The organism is Mucilaginibacter inviolabilis, from assembly GCF_011089895.1.
Taxonomy (GTDB): Bacteria; Bacteroidota; Bacteroidia; order Sphingobacteriales; family Sphingobacteriaceae; genus Mucilaginibacter; species Mucilaginibacter inviolabilis.
Map to the genome: position 1 here is coordinate 1,046,084 of NZ_JAANAT010000001.1, position 23,640 is coordinate 1,069,723.

The 23,640-nt window shown below is 39.8% G+C and carries 16 protein-coding genes; all 16 read right to left on the reverse strand.

The window, feature by feature from the left end; genetic code table 11:
* Window positions 1-25 precede the first annotated feature (25 nt).
* Window positions 26-1,279, reverse strand: coding sequence for an eCIS core domain-containing M35 family metalloendopeptidase (locus G7092_RS04120; protein ID WP_202985215.1), 1,254 nt, complete (start codon window positions 1,277-1,279; stop codon window positions 26-28).
* 10 nt (window positions 1,280-1,289) lie between these two features.
* On the reverse strand, window positions 1,290-3,116 hold the full coding sequence (locus G7092_RS04125; protein WP_166086469.1) for a contractile injection system tape measure protein: 1,827 nt from the start codon (window positions 3,114-3,116) through the stop codon (window positions 1,290-1,292).
* A 23-nt stretch (window positions 3,117-3,139) separates the two neighbouring features.
* Entirely contained in the window at window positions 3,140-6,487 is a 3,348-nt protein-coding gene (locus tag G7092_RS04130) for a hypothetical protein (protein WP_166086471.1), read from the reverse strand.
* 3 nt (window positions 6,488-6,490) lie between these two features.
* Complete coding sequence (locus tag G7092_RS04135; RefSeq protein ID WP_166086473.1) at window positions 6,491-9,550, reverse strand: baseplate wedge protein; 3,060 nt, start codon at window positions 9,548-9,550, stop codon at window positions 6,491-6,493.
* Window positions 9,543-13,409, reverse strand: coding sequence for a baseplate J/gp47 family protein (locus G7092_RS04140; RefSeq protein WP_166086476.1), 3,867 nt, complete (start codon window positions 13,407-13,409; stop codon window positions 9,543-9,545). The genes G7092_RS04135 and G7092_RS04140 overlap by 8 nt, the downstream gene beginning before the upstream one ends.
* Window positions 13,409-13,816 (reverse strand): GPW/gp25 family protein, encoded by a 408-nt coding sequence (locus tag G7092_RS04145; RefSeq protein WP_166086479.1) that lies wholly within the window; start codon window positions 13,814-13,816, stop codon window positions 13,409-13,411. Before G7092_RS04145 ends, G7092_RS04140 begins: the two co-directional genes overlap by 1 nt.
* A 1-nt stretch (window position 13,817) precedes the next feature.
* A complete protein-coding gene (locus G7092_RS04150; RefSeq protein WP_076373021.1) occupies window positions 13,818-14,108 on the reverse strand; it encodes a PAAR domain-containing protein in 291 nt (96 codons plus the stop codon).
* Window positions 14,109-14,235: 127 nt separating this feature from the next.
* A complete protein-coding gene (gene vgrG / locus G7092_RS04155) occupies window positions 14,236-16,032 on the reverse strand; it encodes a type VI secretion system tip protein VgrG (RefSeq protein ID WP_166086482.1) in 1,797 nt (598 codons plus the stop codon).
* Between the two features lie 3 nt (window positions 16,033-16,035).
* On the reverse strand, window positions 16,036-16,755 hold the full coding sequence (locus G7092_RS04160) for a CIS tube protein (protein ID WP_166086485.1): 720 nt from the start codon (window positions 16,753-16,755) through the stop codon (window positions 16,036-16,038).
* Entirely contained in the window at window positions 16,752-16,919 is a 168-nt protein-coding gene (locus G7092_RS04165; RefSeq protein ID WP_166086487.1) for a DUF5908 family protein, read from the reverse strand. The genes G7092_RS04160 and G7092_RS04165 overlap by 4 nt, the downstream gene beginning before the upstream one ends.
* 36 nt (window positions 16,920-16,955) lie before the next feature.
* Entirely contained in the window at window positions 16,956-17,480 is a 525-nt protein-coding gene (locus tag G7092_RS04170; RefSeq protein ID WP_166086490.1) for a phage tail protein, read from the reverse strand.
* Between the two features lie 2 nt (window positions 17,481-17,482).
* On the reverse strand, window positions 17,483-17,914 hold the full coding sequence (locus tag G7092_RS04175) for a phage tail protein (protein WP_090470886.1): 432 nt from the start codon (window positions 17,912-17,914) through the stop codon (window positions 17,483-17,485).
* A 48-nt stretch (window positions 17,915-17,962) separates the two neighbouring features.
* Window positions 17,963-19,975, reverse strand: coding sequence for a phage tail sheath C-terminal domain-containing protein (locus tag G7092_RS30595; RefSeq protein ID WP_166086493.1), 2,013 nt, complete (start codon window positions 19,973-19,975; stop codon window positions 17,963-17,965).
* Window positions 19,976-19,987: 12 nt separating this feature from the next.
* Complete coding sequence (locus G7092_RS04185) at window positions 19,988-21,160, reverse strand: hypothetical protein (RefSeq protein ID WP_166086495.1); 1,173 nt, start codon at window positions 21,158-21,160, stop codon at window positions 19,988-19,990.
* Window positions 21,157-21,750: a Pvc16 family protein gene (locus G7092_RS04190; protein WP_166086497.1), complete on the reverse strand. Its 594-nt coding sequence runs from the start codon at window positions 21,748-21,750 to the stop codon at window positions 21,157-21,159. Before G7092_RS04190 ends, G7092_RS04185 begins: the two co-directional genes overlap by 4 nt.
* Window positions 21,751-22,100: 350 nt before the next feature.
* Window positions 22,101-23,633: a RagB/SusD family nutrient uptake outer membrane protein gene (locus G7092_RS04195; protein WP_166086499.1), complete on the reverse strand. Its 1,533-nt coding sequence runs from the start codon at window positions 23,631-23,633 to the stop codon at window positions 22,101-22,103.
* Window positions 23,634-23,640 lie beyond the last annotated feature (7 nt).

The window sequence follows — 23,640 nt, forward strand, 5'->3', positions numbered from 1 at the left end:
ACACATTGAAAATTTATTTACGGTTTTAGATAATCGGACAGCTTGGATCAAATGGTGTTATGCTGTAGATATCAGCAACCAAACTTGAATAACATTCTGGCTCAGTTCTTCTTTGAGCCGATGACTGTGCAAATGGTGCCGTGTCATGATCACCAAAATGGAACAACATATGCGATATTTCATGAATCATGCCTATTGCTTGTTGATCCGGCGCACTCACTCCCCAAAAACCTGGACATATAGCCATTTCGTTACCATGCCCGGCAGAACACGAGGCCAGTACGGTAGAGGCTCCGCAATGATGTGTACAACTACCTATTGTGGTATGGCGGGTGCCTGTGCATTTAAAGTGGATACTCCCGCCCAGAAAATTACTGATGGTTTCTAAACGTTTTGATAAAAATTGTAATTCTGAAGCCTGTGCTTTCACTAACGTATCATGGAGACTGTTATTAAACCGATTTTGGAATTTAGCACCTACAGCTACCGGATCGCCGAATCTTCTTTTGTAAAATGTAAATACAGAGGATGGGCCAAATGTAGCATCCTGAATAAATAAGGATTCGCTAAATAACAATAAGGATGTTCCCAAAGACATTAATACTGCTCTGTCATTTGCCGCTTGTAGCGCAGATGTCGGGTCTGCCGGTGAACCATCGGCGTTCGGGGCGCAGTTAGTACGTGCGCCAAGAGCCCGTTGTATTTTTCTATCAACTCCACCACTTTGTTGTACCACATGGGTAAGCTCATGGGCCATTAATCTTTTACCGCTATCACTTTCAGGTGAGTACTGACCGCTATTAAAAACAATATTATTTCCCGTAGTATAAGCCAGTGCATTAATGGATTGAGCCGATTTTGCTGCAACTGAATCGGTATGGATACGCACATTTGAAAAATCCTGGCCAAAACGTGGTTCAAAGAAACCGCGATTGCTTTCTGATAAGGCTTGACCAGATGAGCCTAATGAACCTATATAGCTGTCAAGATCCAGACTGCTATTTACGTGAGCGCTTGAGCTTTCTTTGCGATGAAGGCTTTCTTCTTCACAATGCTGGCATTTGCGCTGAATACTTGTTGAAGCTGGTTTGAAAAATGAGGACTCATTTGATGCAGAAATATTCATAACCTGATCGGCCATGGTATCGGCTTCCTGTTCATACCTGTCACCAGGCTCATTTACTTGTAATTTTGGCTGTACCAAATGCCCCGAAAAAAAAGGAGCATTATTTTTTACCTTTACGGCATTTTCAGGTTGTGATTGTTTAGTTGCCAACATAACTTTATCATTAATACCAGTCTACGTTTAATATTTCGTGCATCCATGGCAGCCGTATAGTTGAATAACCCCAGGGCAGTTTCCCTAACAACACATCAATGGTTTTTTGTTCAACAGTTAATAGCCAGCCGTTTTCTTTTTGGCTTAGTTTACCATCCCGTTCAAAAAAGGCACTGCGTAAGCCCTTAATCGATGTGTTATTTAACGGAGTCCAATAATCTATAAGGGCTTCAAGTAATCTTTTTGCCTCTGTTTTTTCCTTTCTTGTTAAGGTAATAACAGCCGGCAGGGTTTCTGTAATGGGATAGCCGCATAAAATTTTAGAAAGTGTTAAATCAAATTCAGCGACTTTACTTTTCCCTGTTGTCAGGTAATAAAGTAATAATACTGCCCGCTGATGAGCTATGACATCTTTAAATTTTCCATTAGCTAATAATTTCAGATCAGCAAAATATGGGGATAAAAAATAATGGAGTATTACAATTCCGCTACCTTTTACATATAACGTTTCCTTTTCTGTAATACCCGTGAGGATTTTATTTTGAAATGGTGATTGCTTCCCTTTGTTTATATTTTCTTTTTTATCAGATACGGCTTCGCCCGGTTCACCTCTCCGGTCTCCGACGCTTTCCAGAGGGTTTAAAAATCTTTCATCTCTAGTGTTAGCGGGATGCGCTGTTTGAGTAGCTTCCTGCTCTCTGGCTACGTTTTCACTTATATCAATAGGTGTTTTTTGGAGATCGTTATTTTCTGATAACATATCCCCTTTCATCAAAGCATCTCTATTTTTACTTTTAATCTTGCTTTTTTGACTGTTTATAGGATCTGTATTTCCAGGCCGTTTTTTCTCTGTGTGTTTCTCTTTGCGTGTGCTTATTACTTCTCCCTTATCAGGAACATTATTTTCATTCTGTCTTAAAGCTATAGAATGGTCTGTGTTTTCTGCAAAATCAGTTTCTGTGGTTAAATGGGAATGGAGCTTTTTAAATGCTTTTTTTACGATGTTTGTCTTAAGTTTTTTAGTTACTTGGTTTTTCAATAATACTATATATCGGTCCTCTATATTAAAGTGTTCCACCAGTAAATCTAAGGCATAAAATAACCACTCGGGGTTTCTTTTATTTGCCGGGACGAGGTGATTTTTTAAAAAAGTATAGTTTAAAACTGCTTGGAAAATGTGTTGCCATACTTTATCACGAACCGGTAACCTTTTCTTGGTGAAATTGATGACTAAAGCTTCCAGGTCATTATAAATATTTCCCCAGGATTCATCCGCTAAAGGAGCTATGATTGATAATATTTCTTCCAAAAAAGTATTATCAAATTGCAAAACAAGTCTTTGCAATATCACTGGTTTATCTGCATAATTATCATGAAGCCAGTTAATGAAATATTGATCATTCTTTTTTGAGAAAGCATTTAAGATTTCATTACTCCAATGAGCCATATTCCCGACAGAGCTATACCATGGTAAACGGCCATTCTCCAAAAAATAAATGAAAGCTTTTATAAATGATTGCTCAGGACTTAATATCTCTTCGTCATTTTCCTGAGACGACTTACTTTTTGGGGATGATAGGTTTTTCCTGAGTTTTTCAATAAGATGTACCTTAAATTCCTGTTCAAAATTGTGTATTTCAATTTTACCCAAGTCAAGAAGCAACGAGTCGATCCGTATAATATCGCTACTCGGGAATATTTCATCAAAAATAGTTTCCATGCTGGCTGATAGTTCATTACGCAGTAAGTCGCTCACACGATTTTGAAATACGTGTGCCTCTTCCCGCTTAGGAAGATTTAAAGTGACTTGCTGCTTATGAATAATATGCGATGCCATGGTGATATTACTTATCGATTAGTTTAATTTTTCTTTTTCCTGGTAAAAAGTTTCTCTATAGCCCCTGGTTTTTTAAGCGAAGCCGGTGGCCCGTCTGAAGGCACAGGGCTAAAGCCTATGGAGCTAACATCTAGTTCCATTGAGCTTGTATATGAATTGCAATTTCCGTTTGATATGGTTAATGAAACTTCAACTGTTGAAGCCCGCACATTCACTACCGAGGTATCGTATGATATCCTAACAACTCCGTCGGTAGCCACAGTACCTTTTATGGCATTTGCAGAAACCTTCCAACTATAGGTAAATCTGTTATCCCTGACGTTAGGAGTAAATGTTGCACTTACAATACCTTTATTAACGGGCGCTTTGCTAACTACTGCTGCGCCTTTAACGGTATTACCAGACCAATCATTGATAAAAGTGAACTTGCTATCAGGAACGGGAAGCACGGTTACCACAAATGCATCAGAACTTACATTATTTACGGTATAAATTATTCTATATGTTCCGGCTTTTGCTAGGGCCGGGATAAAGGTTTGTTTGACGGGATCAAGACCTGGCACGGTATTAAAAGTCCCTCCGGGTATGGACACTGTAATTGGCTCAGGATTGGTATCATTATCACAGAAAGTATTACCCATAGTAATAACTGGTGCGGGAGGTGGCGGAGGTGTCATTTCGGCCGAACTACGCTCGATTGGTGAACCGATATAAGGAACATAAAAATCAGCAATAATAATTTTATTGTTGATGTCATAGCTTGGTTCGGGTGCCGGATTATCTCTCCCTGCCAAAATATCTATCAGCCTCATTTTGTCAGCATCAGATACCACTTTACTGTCGGCCACCATTTTTTTGACCATATTTAAGGTATTTACATCAAGCTCTGGAGATACTGCATCACCGGCTTTAAGGGCTGGAGTATTCGTGCTCTTTAAGCCAATAGCATTAAAATTGGGAATATAGTTTTTATAAACTAATACTAATGTACCGCCTTTAGGTACACCCGCTTTATGTTCAAGTCCGGGGTTGTTTTTATAGAAGTTTGAAAATGTATGGTTATGGCCGTAGCGGGAGTACCTGTTGTCGGCTTCATGGGTTAATTCCCATAACCGATCGTCAAGATCAATGTCAATCAGCGTTTCAAACGCTACAATTAAGACGTCTAATTCATAATTCTCAATTAATGATATCATTGAGGCATCCCTGGGCACTTGTGTTTTAGCCACTGGACCTTTTAAGGTAGCGATAACGTTATTGACAGAATCGTAATAGTTATTAAATATAACATCCTGAGCCCTCACGTCGATGTCAAGAATAGAGTTGGTATTGCGTAAATACATCATCAACTCTTCAATAGCATCAATAAAATTAAAAAAGTAGAAATAAAGTTCATCTACACTACCTTGTTGATGACTGGTTATTGGATTAGTGAACACCCTTGTACTGCTTAGCGCATTAAGGTAAGCGCTACCTATTGTATTGGGCTGTGGCGGACAATAGATTCGTATAAAATCACCTTTACTATAGTTGTTGTAATGGATAGTCGATGAGCTTACCGGTTCAGTACCACGAATAGTGCTCGTTTTAAATTCCGAAAATCTTTTAATTGGGTTACCTGTTTCTACAGAAAACCTTCCAGGTATATTAGTTCCTGTGGCAATTTTAGGAACATAGGGCAAGCCTGCAACAAAAGCAAATGGGACTAATATCTTATTTTGTGCTTCGGCTAATATTAGCTTGTAATCAATTTCTAAGTCCTGAGTTTCAGCATTGGGCAATGTTACATTTGAAAAATCAAACTGCTCATCAGCAATAGCTACTACATCAAATGGTAAATTATAGGTTAAACGCTGAATTAAGATATTGGATAAAACATTCTGGTAATTTTGTCCTATATGTCCTTCAACTCTAAAAAAATTATATTTTTCAATATCATACAAAAGCGGTTGCGTCACTGCGGTGCTATTGTTATATAAACCAGAATTGTAACCCAGGTTTAGCGTGGCTTTTCCGTTGTTTGTTTTGGCATAGTTCCATGATTTATATAATTCGGCACCGCTTTCATTTACCGTGTAATAGTATGGAATAGCCCGTTCTGAAAGCGGAAAATGCATGTATTGGCTTGGGGTGATCTTTACTGTAAACTTGTCTGACTGGGTTGTATCAGGAATGGTAAAATCCTTAATCAGTAGTACCATTCGGCTAAACAGCAGGAGCACTTCGGCCGATTCTACCCCCATTTTTGAAAATAGCGGTGAATAAATAAAATAGTTACGATAGCTATCTTTTACATAATCATTAGTTGCCAAAGATGCATCACCTAAAACAAGATGCAAAGGAAATAGATTCTCATCCGGACACGCGGTGGTGACGATATGAGATACCTTAGCAGAAAACTCATCATATGCTTTGATCAGGTCATCGATAAAATCATAAAAATATTCAATCGATAATGGGTTTTGTTTTAAGAGCAAATCAAGGTAATTTTTCAGCACCGCCAGCATATCAGAAAAGGGGTTTGATGTGATGTTTAAAATTCGCCCGTATTGCTGATAGCAGGAATTATAAGCATCTGTCAACTGACTTAATGTAGCATCATCAACCAAGTTAACAAAGGCGTTCAATATATCATCAGCGGTTTTCAGATCAGTGTATGGTACATTAAATCTTTTTAGCTGTATTGGAGATCCTAAATTTAACTGGAAAGGTTTAAATGGAATATTTAATGACGGAGGTATTTTAGTTACGGTACGTATCCTGTCAACGCCGCTTATTGTATTAGCGTTATTATTATACAGGTCATTTTTGGCAACAAGCAGAGGCCTCACTTGTAAAACCATTTTTTCACCTTTGTTATTACAATCCTGTGTGTCGCAATTCTTTAGATCGGTTTCGCGTATTTCCAAAAACAAGGCAACTACATAGTCGCTTAAAAAATTGGCTGCCGCAGATGAAAGTGTTTGCGCATTTAATTTTTGTGCTGCTTCCAGGGCATTGAACTGATCATCAGTAAGTAATAACCAAACATTTTTATTGGTGCAAAAGGGTTTGTAAAATGGAAGATCGCCATTATTATAAACAAAGGGCAGATCAACGGGGACATCAACAGCCGTATACGGCATATAATAGGTATACTGATTGATATCCTGCGTAATCAAATACCCTTGCGAGGTAACTCCACAGCCTTTGTTAATTTGAATAACCCCCGGATTAAGCACTATATCCAGCCCGCAAACAATACCAATACCTATCAGTTTGTTACGTGTCCAGCGATTTTGCTGATCAAGGTAGTTAAAAGTTTCATTGAGATGATCGTTAGTAAGTACCTGATCCGGTTCAAACACGATGTATTCTATTGGATTTGCCATATATCAATTTTTTAAAGATCCTAAAATGGTTTTGCCCAGCATTACCGGGTTGGTATCCTTGCTTTCGGCACAATCGTGCAAAGTGGCTACCGGGTATTCACTATGTAAATTAAACAGCAGTTGTATTAAAATATCATTAGCTTGCTGCAGATCATCTATTTTGGTGTTATCAGATGAATAATTAGCTAAAGCCGTTATCCATGCCTTATAAGCATTTTCAAAACCATAAATCGACTGGTCATTTATCCAGCAGATTTTTACCATGGTATGTGCAGGTGTTTCCTGCCGGATAATATCTTCAAAATAGTTTCGGAAGGCTAAATTGCGGAAGTGCATTGGCCAATAGGGCAGCACAACAGACATTTTGAACGAGTAAGGGTCTTGCTCACCGCAAAAATCACAATTCTGATCAAGGCATACCGGTGCAAATTTGAATTGGTTATTCCGGGGTCTTAAAAGTAAATGCTCAATCAAGTGCAGCCCGTCGGCATCACATTCCTTATTAAATTCTGTTACAAATTGAGCCAGTGCTGCATTTGCATCAGCAAGGGATGTAAAATCATTGCTTGTGGCAAGGTTATTATTTTCATTATCAACAACGTAAATATTCCAGCTGCTACCGGTTTGCTTAATATTATAATGATCGTTAGTTAAAACAAGATCCATAAATGCAGGTAAAGCACTATTCAGCTTATCTTCTGTATCGTAAACTGCTATTGATGTTAACGTTCCACCATTTTGATTGCTGAATGAAAACTGGTATTTAGCTGGCGTATCACCAGTAGGCACAATAGTGACGTTGCCAATACAATACAAGAACCGGCGATAAAAATTATTGATACCTCCCAGGTGACATAGTTTTTTTTCTAGACCAGACACATTATCCGTATCCCATAATTTGCTGTTATCAATTGAAAAGTCAGGCTGAGGCGGGAAGTAGTTTTGTGGGAAATAATTGAACGCCCTCCCTCTTTGGTAACTAATAACAGGATAGTCTTTCAAGAAAGAGATCTTGCTATCAATCATATCCGCAGGTGTTAAATTGGATTCCTGCTGAGTTACATAGTCAAGCGAATAATTCAATAAAACATACTCATTAAATGATTCGCCGAAACGGCTCATCAGGTGATCGAGGAAACGGCTGCGCCTATCTGTGAAAACTTCATTTGATTCATATAAGTTCTGCCAGTTGTTTGCTGGCACAACGGTTGAATCCTGGTTTTGCATCACCAGTTGTTCAATAGTATGGGCTGCCCCATCTTGTTTATATACCGGTTGAATATTCTTTATATCGCCCAAAAACTGTGCATAATAAGTTTGCACGATATTATCGGTAGAAAACAATTCTTTTGCGCCATTTAGTTGTGAAAAGAAATCAGCCAGTAATTGGTCAAATAATAACAGGTAAGCTTGTAATTGTTTGGCTTGTCCTTTTCTTTGATCACTTTCATTTGATGAGAGTCCTGCCGAGCCAACCCCATAGGTCTGAGGTAAAAGATATTCAAGGGATGTGTAATTGCCGAGTGGGTAATAGCTGCCAGAAGGAATAGCAAGGTCATCAGTATGACCAGAAAGTTTATTCCGAGCTTTTACAGCACGCAGCCATTTAAGGGTATCGCGTACCTCGGTTAGAGATGGCAAATACGGAAATTGATTTTTATAGAAAAGAAGCTTTGATTTTGTTTCAGAAAATACAGGTTTACAGCCTGTTGTGATGGGCATACACCAGTTTTTTCCGGTTAAACCGGTGACGGGTATATCATCAGCTCCGTATTTTGTCATCATAAAATTTCGGGCAGCTAATACACCGTCGATATCCATGATCAGACTGATAATATCCGATGCGTATATTTCCTGCCGTAACTGTGTTTGCTCCAGCTCTGCTGTATCAATAAATCCATGTTGCAATGTAGGACCTTCAAATATGGCATCTGTTGTATAGCCTTTATCCTGTAATTCGCTTAACAGGTAAAAGTTCACCGATGGGTTAAGGTATTCCTCTATAACGTAAAATACCTGTGCCTGTATCTGTTCCATATCTGCGGAGGGTGAAACTTCTATATCGCAGCAAATGGCTACTTCTTCATCTTTTATCGTGGTAACGCTTACAAAATCTTCACACAAATTTCTGTTTTCATTCAAGGTACGGACAGCCGATTGAACAATCCTTTTTGCCTGTTGAATTTTCAGCAGATACAGGTTAAGTACCTGAGCGGTAAAATCGGAACTAAAAAATGCCTGGATATCGCTCAATTGTACCAACTGACCTGATGGTTGCAAATCAACATCAACTATGCCGGCTATTACAGCAGAAGAGTTTGTCCCTCCAGAGGTGTAATTAAAATCAATTTGAATAGTAATATTATTTCCGGTTGTAAAACTGGCAGTAGCTCCTGAAACAGATTTGGGATCAATGGTTAATAATGGGGCTACGGCTGCATCGTCCCACACTGGAAAGATGAGGGTAAGACTAACATCGCCTCCTTTAAATTTGCCGCTGGCCGGATTTAAAACCTGTAACTCGCCATTGTTCATATCACCAAACTGCTGATCCGAATCCAGATCAAGTAATACTTTATACAAACCTGACAAGTAAACCGGATGTGGTGTTTGATCGTATGATAATGTATCCTTCTTACAATCGGCATAAAGGGCTATTTCTCCGGCAGGAACGTTGCGATCATTACTGATATAGAAGTCATCGTACAAAAACCAGGCGTTATGTACCCCTACTATATCTATCAATAATTTACGATAATCATTTACTGTAAGTGGCGATTGTGTAAGTATATTTTTGGCGGTATACAGAGTTTGTGAAGATGCTATTTGACCATCAGCCCCGGTAAGCAGGTCTTCCATTGGCATCCCAGTTCTGTAACCCAACTCGGTTATAGCATAACAGAGGGCTTCTAAGATAGTAATGCCTGGATCGTGCTCGTTATAATCTGTCCAGATTTTACCACTAAGCTTTTCAATATAACTCAGACCTGCCTCTCTGAGAAAAGCATAATTTTGATCGTCGGTTAAACCCGGATCTTTGCTGATTACTTTTTGCTTATCCATTACAATCGCAGTTAGCTGGTGAATTAATCAAATGTTTTACTTTAGTTTCTTCATTATAATAGGATACCAAAATGGATCTGGCAGTGCTGGCTATCGCCTCATCTATATCGTATTCAGCCTGTAAGATTAACTGCCCCTGCCGAAGGATAATATGATTCATCTTAAAACAGGTAACAAAGTCTACATAAGGCCTTTCCTCAATAAAATTGAGCACCACTGATTTTTCAATACTGTTACCAAATTGAATTGCTTGTGGATTGCCAAAAGCCCAGGGGGTTAAAAATTGCTCAATTTCATCGTTCAATTGATTAGAGAAATAAACGGGGTCGATATTTTCGCGGAACGTCACACTAAACTGAAACTGAACTTCTTCAAACAACGGGTTACTGAGGTGTAGTTTTACAAATGGCGATGTTAACGTTGCAATATATTTCTCTATTTCAGTCAGCAAACCTATACTGGTATATGGCCTGAGCGGATTGGCATTATTGAGGTGCGTAAGATCTGGGATCGTTATTATCGTTACGTGTCCTGCCAGCATCTCGCTATATTTTTGCTGGTTGGTATTTTCATCTGGCAGGAAACCGGTATGATCAATACATTTTACTTTGAAAACCTGTGGAAAATACTGTAGGATTAAACGTTCATAATCCCAGGTGGTAATAGTCCTGTTTTTGTGGCGCAGGCGTTCACTCACCCTTTGATAAAACTGATCATCAGTTTCCTGTACACGACCGCCAAACGAGGTATATGGTTGTTGTGTTTTCTTTAAAGCAGCGTCGGCAATGGCTGGTTTACTGATTATATTAGGCGGCAGTACTTGGGTAAATACGATGTTATTTGCAATATCTTGTACAAACTGTGCCTTTGCAGCGTTTACATCAACGGCAATTAAATTACAAATAGCATCTGTATCGTGTTGTACAACTGCTTTTATCCAAATCAGCCCGCTGTCTGCACGGCTATTCACAAGTGTGGCATCTGCGGGGACATTAAATATCACCAAGCCGGAACTGGTAAGATTATTGGTTTGATCGGTAACCGATTGTTTGTTAAATGACAGCCAGTTGTTATTGCTCAGATAATACCAATCAACCTGTGTCATGTTTTTCAATGGATTGGCACTTCCGTCAGATACCTGGAACAGGATAGAGAATGTTTCGTCGGCTTTGGCATTGATAAGCCCAATCCACAATTCGCCACCGTCATCTGTAGGTATTCCGTCCTCTACATTAAAAACAGGTAATAATGTAAGCGCGTCTGTAGTAATAGTCGGGTGCATTTCACGATAACCGAATGGTTCCAGATGATAAAAGAAATTGCTACGATCGGTAAAGTCTGTATTACTGAAAACAACACTATCCTCAGCAGTATATTTTACGTTTATTGATTTTAAAACCGGATGGTTTGGTACTGGCGCGGCGGCAGTATCAACGGTATAACCAACAATTTTATTGGGGTCTGTAGTATCATAAACAACCTTAACCGAAGGTTGGGGAATATTGCTTAGAAATGTAGCCATGCTATAATCATTGCCAATCATTTCCAGTTTTATATAACCATCAATGGAGGTTATACTATAGTCTTCGTTTGGTGTAAAATCCTCAGGCGATTGTACTACGCGTTCTAACCCGGTAATATCAACCTCTTTAGGCCCTGCTGCAACGTAAATGTGTGTTGGATTGGCTATTATTATGTTGGGTATTTCGTTTTTAATAACCTTGTTTGGATTAAAGGATAAACCGTTGTTGATTATATTTTTAACGTTGAATGGCTGATCATTCTGCGCGAAAGCGCTTATATTCATGAACTGAGTATTATTAGCTTCAAATCCTAAACCTTTATTTACTATCGAAGTGATATCAGTGGTTAAAGTATTACGTAAGTTGAGGTCATTGAATATTTGTGGGTTACGTACCCTTTGTTGCAAGTCTGTTATAACAATGCTCGATGCATATAAACTTGTTGCATTAGCAATGGCTGTCCAACCTCCTTTAGCTAGCGACGATATATTTACCGTTGTTTTTGATAATGGAGCCTCTTGCCAATCGAAATCGACGGTTAATTTAGTCAGTTGCTTTTGAAAGATTTCTTTACTGCCAATGATAAATGAGGCACCATTTTCAGGAAAATCACCAAATGGCTTAAATGGTTTTGCCGGGTTTATTTTCCCATCATCGTTTTGCAATATTAAATTCTTAATGGCATCAACAGTTACTGATACTGTTACCGCATTTATCCTGGGGAGTTTTATTTTTTGATAAGAGGCATAGCTGTTGAGCAATACCTGCACCATTGGAAGCGTAACAGCGAAATTTCCACCATGTATTTTTAACGAATATGGAACTATAGCAGGCGCATCGCCCTCCAAAACTATGGTTAACGAGAATGTTGTATTATTAATAACTGAAGCCGTATAAGCAGAAGCAGTATACCAGCTCTTTTTTCCTGTTAATTGTATGCTGAATATCCCAGAAAGATCGGTGTAGGTGATACCGGCTAAACTATCGCAGGTAAAAGTTAACGTTATAGTTCGATTACCTTCATTTAAATATAATACGTTTGATGCTATTGCAAAGCCTATAGATGCCTGTTGAATGTTCTTGGGGTTGCCAAAAGGAAACCAGGAGTTATCTGCGCTTAGTAATTTGCCGCCCTGTCCGTCTTCCGAATTGGCTATAGGTGAAGAATACAAGGCTACGGGTGTATTGTCTTTATTTAAATAAATAGATTTTAGTTCCTGAATACTGGCTGTTTGAATCACAAGATCATCTGTGAGCGAATAAAACAGGTCTTTATTGTTGGCATCCTTTCCGGCTTTAAATGAAGTGCCTTTTGGTAATAAGTGCTGATCTATATTTTTTTGCAACTCAAAAACCAGATGCACAAAATCAGCTTCGGCTACATTATTACTTAATTGTAAAACCTGTTTATAGTAAAAGTCAAGGTGTTTTTTGGTATACTGATTCAGATGCTGCTGGGCAAAGCCAAATAACTTTATGAAAACCAGGTAAAGTGCATAATGAGGTGCATGAGTTGGATAATTATCCAATGCTTCGGATAGATAAGTTGGAGTTCGGCTTACTATATTTACGATGCCCGAAATAAATGATTGTAAGGCACCGGTAAATAAATTATGTGTAAGGATATGGTCGATATCTTTGTGTAGGGTGCCTGTTAGTGTGATCGGAAAGGCGGTAACAGGAGGATTAACTGTAAAAATACTATCCAGCTGTTTCTGGGAAGAAATGACGAATATTCCCCCTACCGGATCAAAAGTGAAATTTTGTGAGAAGACAATATCATCGAGAGGGATTGAAGCATCTGTGTATGTTGAAGCAGGATCAATAAGCGAGCCAGCCACAAACGTCTCATAATATTGATACAAAATGCTTAATGGCGCCGCTATTTTTGAAACAATGGAAACGGATAAAAAGGTTTTGTAACTCAGATCATCAGCTAAATGTTTATAAGCATCATCTAGCGCGCCGGTAATGGAGAAAATAAAATCAAAAAGGATTTTAAAGTTATTTTTGGCATCGGTATCATTAGGGGCATTAACTATGGTGTCATTTAGGTATTTGATAAATGATGCATAATCATTTATTCTCCATTCGGCAATTGCTGCAATTACTACGGCAATATCTTTGCCCATGAGCTGTTGCCAATCTCCGTTGATGGTATTGGTATTATCATAATAATTTAACCAGGCACTATACTTTTTTGTGAGCAGGATCAAATCTGCATCAGTACGCTCATCTACAAGTGCACATTTAGCCAAAAGGGCATCCAACGCACGCTGAGCCTGGCTGGTGCCGTTATAGGATAAGAGTTTGGTATCGAAACAATTATTTGCCATCAGTGTATTTCTGTTCCTTCGTTTTTATAGAAAGGATATACAAAATTGAACCTTGAATTTGTAGTGCGAACAGTATAGTTGAGGATGATTAGAATAACCCCTTCTGTTTCGCGACTGTCGTCTACCTGTATCGAACTCAGATCAATACGCGGCTCATAATAAAGTATAGCCGTTTTGATCATCTCGCGGACATAGGTTTTAAAAGTGGTAGTCATGGGCTCAAATAACATCTCATCTAAATTACATCCGTAATCGGGCACCATCACGCGTTCACCCTTGCGTGTTGCCAGTAATATTTGCAGACTGAATTGTATGTCGGCCTCATCACTGGTCATGATCACCGAGTTTGCGGTGGTATCAAATGTTGGCGGAAAACTCCACCCTGTTCCTAAAAATGAATCAGCCATGTTAACCTCCTATGATTACTGTTGGACATCCTATTATAATTGAACCGCCATGCGCCGTTGGGTCACCCATGCGCGCCGCTGGTTTACCTCCTATTAATACTGTAGCAGAGCCATTTGCTATTACGTCCGGCGGACCTGCGCAGGTACACATGTCGCCTACACAGGCTGCGGGTAATCCACCTATTAATACGGTAGGGCTTCCTGGTGGCAATATCGGTCCACCTACATGCGGAACCGGCCCTGTAAACATGGGGCAAACGTGCATATCTGAAATTCTTGCTGCGAGTGGCATATTTTTATTGGTTAAGTGGTTGATTGAGTTGGATTAGGTTAGATTAAGTGAATGGTTGATTAAGTTATTATTCGTCAACCTATCAAACCACTTAACTCAATCAACCGTTCACCTAATCAACTAAAAATTAATTAATCATTACTACGCCGCCTTTTATGGTTGCCGTTCCAGAACCTTCCACCTTTACAGATGGTGCCGATATGGCAGCGCTTCCGCTATCGGCTTTTATAGATGAACCACCGGCACTTACCGAAAAACTTGACGACGGGCTAAGCGAAATATTCACCGCTTCGATAGTAAGGTCGCCCGTTGCTTTCAGCTTGATATCCGCCCCGCTTTGCAAGCTTATGGCTGATGAATCCATAGTTACCTTATTATTATTCTCGTCCTCCATTTGTATATAGCCTTCTTTCTCACTGATGGTTACCTTTTTGCCTGCTGGTGTTTCGATTTTTAATGATTTTTCATCGTCATTAAAAATCATTTTCATGCCGCTGCGGGAGGTATAGCCCTTTTCATCGTTCTTATTAGCGGCTTTCAGTGGCGCCGGTTTATTGCTACTATTCAGCATGCCTAATACTACCGGGTGCCTGGGGTCATTATTTAAAAAACCAACAACTACCTCATCTCCTATTTCCGGACGAAAAAAAGTGCCCCGGTTATTGCCAGCATCTAAACAAGCTACACGTGTCCAGATACCATCCTCGGCCGGATCAATGATGGGGAGCCTCACCCGTATCCGGTCTTGCGTATCCGGATCGTTTTCCAGGTCGGTCACTATCCCTATCTGTAAACCTTGTATGGCCGGTAGCATATCTACAGCTGGTGCAGAATTTACATCTGGTTGGCGGGTAAATAGTTCATTTGACAAACCAAATTGCACATCAGTCGTCCAGCTTCCATTTACTATTTCATGGCGCACACCAGATACAAATACTTTTCCGTTAAAACGGTCACCCACCCCGCCTATATTGATCAGATCACCTGGATTTAATTGCCCGCCATATCCACGAAAACGAACCCGTCCCCTACAACGTGACATGCGTGCTTTTTGAAGACGTCCATCAGCCAGGCTTTGTAACTCATCACTTGTAAGGTCTTCGCCCGAGTACAGGTCATATTCTGATACACTTAGTACCGCCCCCAAATCGCTGCTTGAAATATTGCCATTCTCTTCAAAACCAGGTTCAGCAGCGCTTGCAGTGGCTATTTCCTGGGTAGTATAATCCCATGTTTTGGCGGTAAGACTTTGATATTGATTACGGGCATCCAGATCGGCGTCAAACTCCAGGATGGTGGCTCCAAATAAAGCATCAAGTACTGTTGCTGAACTGAAATCAGGTTTTTTTGCGGTTATTTTACCGTTATCAACCATGCAAAGCTTTCCGTTGGCCTCCATACGTGATACCATAAAATCCCAGTCGGTACTGTCATATTGAACAATAGCTTTTAGTGTTGTGCTGGTATCCTCTATGTCGGTATCTAATCCGTAATTACCTATGATCTGTGTTATAGCATCGCTGTCTTTACTATCATAAAAATATTTGTTCTTGCGGGCTACGGTCATTTTAATGGCTTTGTCACGGCAGTCCAGAATCAACATGGGTGAGCCATTGCCTCTTATTTTTAAGCTGTGTTTTAAAATAATGCCATTAAAAAGAGTGGCTTCGTCTGCATGATAACCTACGGCTATTTCAATTTCGGCACCTGGAACCAGGGTTGCTTCATTACTTATTGCAAAATCCTGTACCGATGCATTGCCATCATATATCAGCAATTTAGCTACCGGGATGCGGTTTATCTCTTTACTGAAATTCATGGAAGCCACCTGATAGGACGCGCCTAATACTGTCCCGTTTACCTTGATAGTGAAGGTAACCAGATCTGTATTTTGTGTTCCTGGTAATGTTTGGCTTAGTGACATGGCTTATTTGGCAATTGGTGGAAAAATGATCTTAGTACCAGCTGTTAATTTTTTAAAATCGGTTAACCCATTGTATTGAGCTACCTGGTAGTAATACTTACTATCTCCATACTCTTTATAGCACATTAAAGGAAGTGTATCTCCTTTAATTACTGTTCGGATATGTGTAAGATCTGGTGACTGTCGATTTTCGATAGCCGCCAGTTTGGTTTCGTCAATTACACCCTGGAAAGTACAATCCGCTTCGGCTCTTAATGGTGTTCCATCTGGGTTGAATAGTTTAAAAGTTAACGTCATGCGGGTCATCTGGCAATTGTAAAGCAAAGGGCCCCATTGTAGCTGAACATAACGTGGCTGATGTGTGGTACCATCGTAGTCATAAACCACGCTTTTAAACTTTTCAAAGTCCTGAACCACATCAGGTTTATCTGCCGGCAATCCCGGTACAGCTAAGCCTGATAACAATCCGCCACCTCCCCTTTTTATCACACCCGTACCATCAAACAGAAATTTAAAGGTGAGTGATTGAGCTGATCTTTTACTAAAAGAAGTAATACTTTCGCTGGAGCCCTGGGCACTTTTTTGATTTACTTCGGTTCCATAGGTAAGTGCATACGATTCCGGATTGATTAAGACGTCGTAATCCAATCCATCGGCTTTTGTATTAAAACTGATATCCGTATAGGCAACCAGCTTCATCTTTTTTAATTCACCCAGGCTCATCTGTCAGTTTTTTCTTTTAAAATTTCCAGTACCTGTTCAACACATTTGGCAATGATATCTTCACTACCAGTAACGTTCGGTGAAGGCGACGGTGTGTTACCACCCGTACTTCCACCTTCGGTGATGGTTGTGACAATTTGCAATTCTCGTATCTCTACTGGCATTGGTTTACTATTAAACTGTTTGTTAAAACATATGGATTATCCTACAGAAATACTGGCACTTGCACTGGCCCCTCCAAACAGATCGGCCACGGCTCCTACTGCAGCGCCAACCGCTGCTGATAGGTTGAGTGTCTTGTAATATTCATAACGAAGGGTCATAGATTCAATCACTATCGAGTTTGTTTCCGCATTAAATGAAGAAAGACTGTATTTGATTGGTATGGCATTGGCAATGTACCATGACGATACCGGTAAATGATCTTCGTTTAAAAGCGATATCAACATGTTGGTTGGCTGATAATTGAAATTCTCGATCGAATCAAGACACCATGCGGTTACACCTGATACCAGTGTCATTCCCCGTTTTAAAACCAGGTCTGAATACGTGTTACGTCCGGGTAACCGGTGTACAAAACGGTTCTCGCCACCCTCCTTATAAGTATCCAGGCCCACATCAACAGTTAAACCGGTTACCTCCTGAAAACGGAAATCATTAGGCACCTGGGGAAATATTTCAAATACTACCAGGAAATGGAAGCCGGTAAAAGGATAATCAAACATGGCTATTCGTTTTGCATGGTTAAGCCTTCATGTGCGAGTTCAAGTGTTTCGATAGCAACCTCGTTACCATCAGCTTTCAAGTCGGTGGATGTAACTTTGGTTGGCCAAGCATTTTTAACTTTCCATACCACTACAGGTGCTAATGTTTCATCAAGCAGACTGATGGTAATGTCGCGGCGCTCAACCGTATTCATGTTGATAGAGTTGTGCCAGTTATAAAACTCATTGTCTGATTTAAACACGCCACGTTTAAGCGTTATGTTGCTGAATTTGCGCTGTCCGGGCATCTTTATTTTATGATACTCCGGGCTTGCGCCGTCGCGGTATTCAATTACATCGTTTGTTATATCTAGTCCGCTTACGTCAGTGAAGCCGATGCGTGTGCCGCCCCAGTCAACACTAAAATGGAATTTCGGAAGTGGGTAATTAGCCATAATATTTAAGTTTTAGATTGATTGATAATTAATTTTTAAATGCTACTATTAAGCTTGTTGCTGAATCTGAGAAAAACGTAGGATGATAAATTCAGCAGGGCGTACCGGAGCCATACCAATTTCAATGATCATTTTTCCATTCAGGATGTCATCAAAAGTCATGGTTTGTCCCAGACCTACTTTTACATAAAATGCTTGCTCGGGTTTTGGCCCGGCTAAAGCACCCTGACGCCATAAATTAGTAAGATAGTTTTCGATCATGGCACGTACGCGAACCCAGGTATTACCGTCATTAGGTTCAAATACAAACTGCATGGCTGCTTTTTTAACTGATTCCTCAACCATGATATAAAAGCGGCGTACCGATATGTATCTGAAATCATTACTATTGCCATCCAGTGTACGGGCTCCCCAAACCAGGATACCTTTACCTGTAAATGCGCGTACCGCGTTAATTGACTTGCCCGAGTCTGTATCAATATTCAGATCTTCCTGGGTGTTGTCATCTACATTTACTAATGGTTCAACTATGGTGTTGACACTAACATTGGCTGGAGCTTTCCAAACGCCCCTGGTGCCATCAACCGATGCATAAATACCGGCCAGGGCTCCGCTCGGAGGTACTACAATGCCTTGATTTGCAATGGCTACAGTAATGTTGCTGTAAATGGAGCTTGAATCATTCAATTGAAGTTCCAGATTTTGCAAACGCAAGTTTACTTCACTAATGAATGCCATCACAGAATTCACAACACTTGAATACAGGTTGTTAACTCTTGTCCTGATGTATTTTACCGCAGCGGCAGCGTCGGCGGGTGCTGGTGTGCCATATATGGTAGGATCTGCCACTACACCTGTAGCATTTGGAAATGCCGGGGTAAAATTAGCTGCAATTGCTGCGCCAACAGCTCCGCCGGGGAAACTTTCATCCAAAAGAAGAAGTTCGCGGATCAGTTGATCCATTGGTGAAATATCAGTTGCGTCAGCCCCAGCACGGATATAACTGGAATGAATATCCTTGGTTGTGCGTCCGCCGTAGATGTGGCTCGGATCAGAATCGGTTAGTGTACTGTTTAATGCCACAAACCCCAATATCATATCTTTAATATATGATAACCGCAGGGTCATTTCAGGCTTATCACTGGTGGAAGGTATCAGGCCATAGGCATCGGTTATTGCCCCTAAATATGGCGCCACATTGAACGGGGCACCAAAACCTGGAGTATTAACAAAAGTGTTGATATGCGTATTCAGGTCAGTTACTGCTCTGTCAATTTGTGTTACAAAAACATTATTAGTTATAATATCTTTTGTAGGCACATTGGTACCGGCAGGCTTTTGTATCTGGATATTTCTATAAGAAAAAGAGTATGACAAACTTGAACGCAACCACGGATAGTAAGCGGCGCCATAATTCAGGTTGGCCGAACCAATGCCATTTCTGAAAACGGTGACAACATCTGCATTGTCATAAGATCTTTCCTGATCGCCATTAAGTATATCCAGTATCGTAAACCTGTCTTGCAGATCAGCGCAAGCTTTTAACGATGTTGTAGCCAGATTATTAAAATCATTGGCACCAAATAAAATAGCATCAGGAATAACTATCAGCGTAGGCTCATCCTCTTTACGTAAAACTTCAAAAGCTCTGATCTTGCCGGCGTCAATAAAATCGGTAATCAGAACTGATCCATCATTTTTGTAGGTACCTACAGAAAGAATATAGCAGTTAACACCGCCATTACTATAAAACATTCGTACCGCGTTATACAACTGGTACCTTGGCGATATGCTTACCGTATCAACGCTATTGTCTGCATTAAGCGCAACATTAGCGGTGAGATTAGGAAAGTCGGCCCCAAAATACTGTACGTATTGAACAAGCGAAGAGATACGTATGGCCTGATTAACCACACTCTTTCCATTTCTTGTTGCAACTTGCGAGTATCCGATAAATATCGGAACCGCAGTGGCCACCTGAGCGATAGATGGCGGAAAGGATGGAATTTCATTCACATAAACCCCTGGAGTTTTAATTGTGCTTTCGTTTATTTGTGACATATTTATCGGTTTTTAAAAGTTTAAAAAGATCTCTGAACATGGATAAGTATCGGTACCCTTGATAATTGTGACGAGCCTCTGAGGATCTGCACAAGCAATTGGAGAATAATCATGATTATTTAAGGTTAATTTTAAATTCAGTGCCTTATTGCTTAAGGGAATTGGCGTAAGAGAGGTTATTACACTTGCGGGATTCGCAAAGTGATATAAGTTTGCTGTATCATTAATATTTCCGGGCTGGTTACTTGCCAGAATATATTTCCAGATGGTAGCCCTGCTTAAAAAGTAAATGCTGTAGTGAGGGGCTGGATTGAGGAGGGCTCCATTACCATCAAGTAAGGTAGAAGAAACTGGCGCAACATCATTAAAAATATCAATTACGGCAAAAGTTTTACCATCAGTAAGTTCATCATTAATGTAGATCCATTGATGAACACCATTAATTGTTAATGAATATTTTCCGGGCTGTAAGAAGCTCAGATCAAGTGTAAATGAGGATGCCGGGTTTGCAAAAGCTATTGTTTTTGAAAGTACTGATTGGGTATAAGCTGTTGTAATGCTATCATAACCTAATACAGATATGCTGACCGATGGTTGCGGAGATCCTAATTGATATACTGATATGGACGGCATCCATTGTAAAGCATCATTATCCGAAAGATACTGATTGTTATCAACCTCCATCCAATGATCGGTATTAGAAAGATCAAAACTATTGCCAGGTTTACTGCTGCTGATAGCCCGGTAGGTAGTACCACTGCCGTTTAATGCTAAATCACCGGGTGCATACGTATTGGCTGCATTATAAGCTGTTATTTTGCTGGTGAGAAAAGTTTTTCCGTTACTGACGTTATTATTTCTATTAGTGAAGTAGTAAATTTTGCCCGGCGCGGTTGACGATAAATTGGTATAGTTAAAAAACACAGGATTATTAAGTTGCATGAAGAAAGTAAATTGTGTACCCTCTTCAATCGCGATGAATGGTTTTGGTGGGTTTACTTTGGCATCACAGTTTGCCCCGGCAATTAGTTGGTTATAATATTGCCTGGCTATTATTTGATGACCACCTAAAGTTTTTACGGTTTGGTTGGAGGCCGAAATATTAAAGTCGGGACACAGTTGATCTTTATAGTAACTATGCAATAGTTCAACAGTGAACAGGTTTCCGAAATTGATATCTATCATAGCGTTTGAAGCGTTTCGTTAACAATAATTTCATGTAACAAAGGAGCATTGCCCTGTTTAAATTCTTCACTTATACTGATCATCCGCATTTTATACATTACAGATGGTAAATACTTTGAACCCAGTATACCCCATAAGTTGTTCATATCCTGGAATGAAAGTGTATTGAGATCCATGATCAGTTTTTCGACTCCGGCAGGTAAATCAGGTGAGCCGAGAGATGTAAATACATTTTGGTATTGGAAAAACTGGATGATGTAAGAAAGCCGCTTTAACGACTCTGTATAAGATGACAGGTTAACTGCGAATAACACATAAAGATTAAGGTATATTTTAGGATTCTTGTAGGTGGTTTCGCTTCCCTGCCGAATATAATTCTCAGGTGATTTACTGATCCTGTCTTCCTCAATATTTACCAGGGTGATGAACGCATTCGAAGGGCTGTTTGTTCCGTTAGATCCAGAGGTATCGCTATCATTCCAAGCAATATTGGCTACCTGAATGAAAGAGTTACTGTTGGCGGGATCCAACTTTAACCGTAGGTAACTATCCAATTGCGTATTCAAGAATGTTAATACCTGATCTATCATGACGTTATAAGGTTTTTATGCGGTTATAAAAATCTGTTTTATAAAAGGGACTTATAAAACAGCAGGTTAATAATTTCAGGGAGAATTATTATGATATAAAGCTAGGTGCTTAATTATTAATTAGCGCGCGTACTTTTACGAAAAATACTTTAAATAGCTGCGTAGTTTTACGCAACTTTTTTGTGTTAGTATGACAGGTGTTTGTTTCTGTTATTGAGGTAGTTATATGGTGTTTCTGTCCGGTTGTAAAGACATGAAAAATTATTTCATTTATCGCGATAAAAAAATGATTGATAACAAAAAAAGGGAGGCACAAAGCCTCCCTTTTTACTACCAGGTAAGAAGTAGAATTAATATCCTGGATTTTGATACATTTTAACCGGGTCTAATTTGGTTTCATTAAACGGAATTGGGAAATATCTGTCTTTAGTCGAGAAATTTGAAAGTAGCGCCGAACCAAAATCAGCCTGTTTTTTGCTATGGAAATAGGTTACCAATTCATCGGTAGTAAATGTTCTTAACAGGTCGAACAAACGATGGTGCTCAAAAGCCAGCTCAACACGACGTTCGTGTAATATAGCCAGTTTAAGCGTAGGATATTTAGAACTGTAGTTAGGATCCAGAGAAGAAACTTCATAAGTTGGCATACCAGCCCTCGCACGTACCATATCCACGTACTGGATAGCGGCGGTATTGTTACCAAGATACATATTTACTTCGGCAAGCATCAGGATCACATCGGCATAACGCATCAGAATCCAATCATTTCCGCCATAGCCGTTTTTACCTGCTCCAGAACTTACATCCCTGAATTTGGTAACGAACCAATCTTTAACAGTAGCATCATTGGCAAATTTGATAGAGAATGCACCACGCGGATCATTAGGTTCATAGTCATTCACCAGGTCATGTGTTACATTGTTACCAACACCTGTTGATGTTTTTTGAGAGTTAATAGTTTCGCCTTTAGCCTGATTATTTGCCGCTATGCTTGAGCTATAAATAGGATCTCCCTGGATATTTACAATTTGCCAGATCAATTCCGGGCAGGTAGACTTCTTTGTTACATCAAATACATCAGTGTATGGAATATCCTTTAAGTTGGCAAAGGTTTTGGCATTATATGCTGCAGTGAGACTTGTTAAAGCATTATTTAAATTAGCAGTTTTGTTTGCCGCATCCAGTGTTGTAGCCATAGTTAAATAAACCTGGCCCAGCAAAGTATTTACAGCGGCAAGTGATATACGACCAATAGTACCAGTAGCCTGGGTAGCAGGTAGCGGGCTACCCTGGGCGTCTTTTAAATCAGCAACTATCTGCGCATAAACTGTTGCCTGTGGCGAGCGGAAGGTATTTGCAGTAACATCGGCAGTACTGATCAATTGTTTGGTAACCAATGGCACATCGCCCCATTCGCGTACCATATGAAAATAGATCAGGGCACGTATAAATTCGGCCTCTGCCTTATATTGTTGTTTGGTTTCGGGCTTTGCAAAGGTTACCTTATCAATATTTGACAATACGATATTGCAATTTGATATAACCGTATACATATTCAACCAATGGGTGTATAAATAGCTGTTGGTCGGTATCAGCGAAAAATTGTTGAACCCAAAAGGTTCGCCGGCGTTTGATTGATTGTCGTTGGTTCCAGTATCGTCAGACCGCTGATCCGTCCACAGGTCGCTACCTTCGCCTATTGTATTACCGCTTCTCAATAAGGAATAACAGCCATTAACTGCTAATAATACGTCGTTCTCAGTTTTAAAGGAAGTGGCTATTACGCTGGCATCAGGGTTGCTTTGCTGTAGAAAATCCTTTTTGCAGGAACCCAGCATAAATAATGCTGCCAGGCACATTAGTTTTATATTTATATTCTTCATGTTGATC

Bases quoted from the DNA above. Each gene is read 5' to 3' on its own strand.
- G7092_RS04120 (WP_202985215.1), bottom strand. From the start codon at position 1,279: ATGTTGGCAACTAAACAATCACAACCTGAAAATGCCGTAAAGGTAAAA.
- G7092_RS04145 (WP_166086479.1), bottom strand. From the start codon at position 13,816: ATGGCTGATTCATTTTTAGGAACAGGGTGGAGTTTTCCGCCAACATTT.
- G7092_RS04175 (WP_090470886.1), bottom strand. From the start codon at position 17,914: ATGGCTAATTACCCACTTCCGAAATTCCATTTTAGTGTTGACTGGGGC.
- G7092_RS04185 (WP_166086495.1), bottom strand. From the start codon at position 21,160: ATGATAGATATCAATTTCGGAAACCTGTTCACTGTTGAACTATTGCAT.
- G7092_RS04135 (WP_166086473.1), bottom strand. From the start codon at position 9,550: ATGGATAAGCAAAAAGTAATCAGCAAAGATCCGGGTTTAACCGACGAT.
- G7092_RS04150 (WP_076373021.1), bottom strand. From the start codon at position 14,108: ATGCCACTCGCAGCAAGAATTTCAGATATGCACGTTTGCCCCATGTTT.
- G7092_RS04190 (WP_166086497.1), bottom strand. From the start codon at position 21,750: ATGATAGATCAGGTATTAACATTCTTGAATACGCAATTGGATAGTTAC.
- G7092_RS04165 (WP_166086487.1), bottom strand. From the start codon at position 16,919: ATGCCAGTAGAGATACGAGAATTGCAAATTGTCACAACCATCACCGAA.
- vgrG (WP_166086482.1), bottom strand. From the start codon at position 16,032: ATGTCACTAAGCCAAACATTACCAGGAACACAAAATACAGATCTGGTT.
- G7092_RS04160 (WP_166086485.1), bottom strand. From the start codon at position 16,755: ATGAGCCTGGGTGAATTAAAAAAGATGAAGCTGGTTGCCTATACGGAT.
- G7092_RS04195 (WP_166086499.1), bottom strand. From the start codon at position 23,633: ATGAAGAATATAAATATAAAACTAATGTGCCTGGCAGCATTATTTATG.
- G7092_RS04125 (WP_166086469.1), bottom strand. From the start codon at position 3,116: ATGGCATCGCATATTATTCATAAGCAGCAAGTCACTTTAAATCTTCCT.
- G7092_RS04130 (WP_166086471.1), bottom strand. From the start codon at position 6,487: ATGGCAAATCCAATAGAATACATCGTGTTTGAACCGGATCAGGTACTT.
- G7092_RS04170 (WP_166086490.1), bottom strand. From the start codon at position 17,480: ATGTTTGATTATCCTTTTACCGGCTTCCATTTCCTGGTAGTATTTGAA.
- G7092_RS30595 (WP_166086493.1), bottom strand. From the start codon at position 19,975: ATGTCACAAATAAACGAAAGCACAATTAAAACTCCAGGGGTTTATGTG.
- G7092_RS04140 (WP_166086476.1), bottom strand. From the start codon at position 13,409: ATGGCAAATAATTGTTTCGATACCAAACTCTTATCCTATAACGGCACC.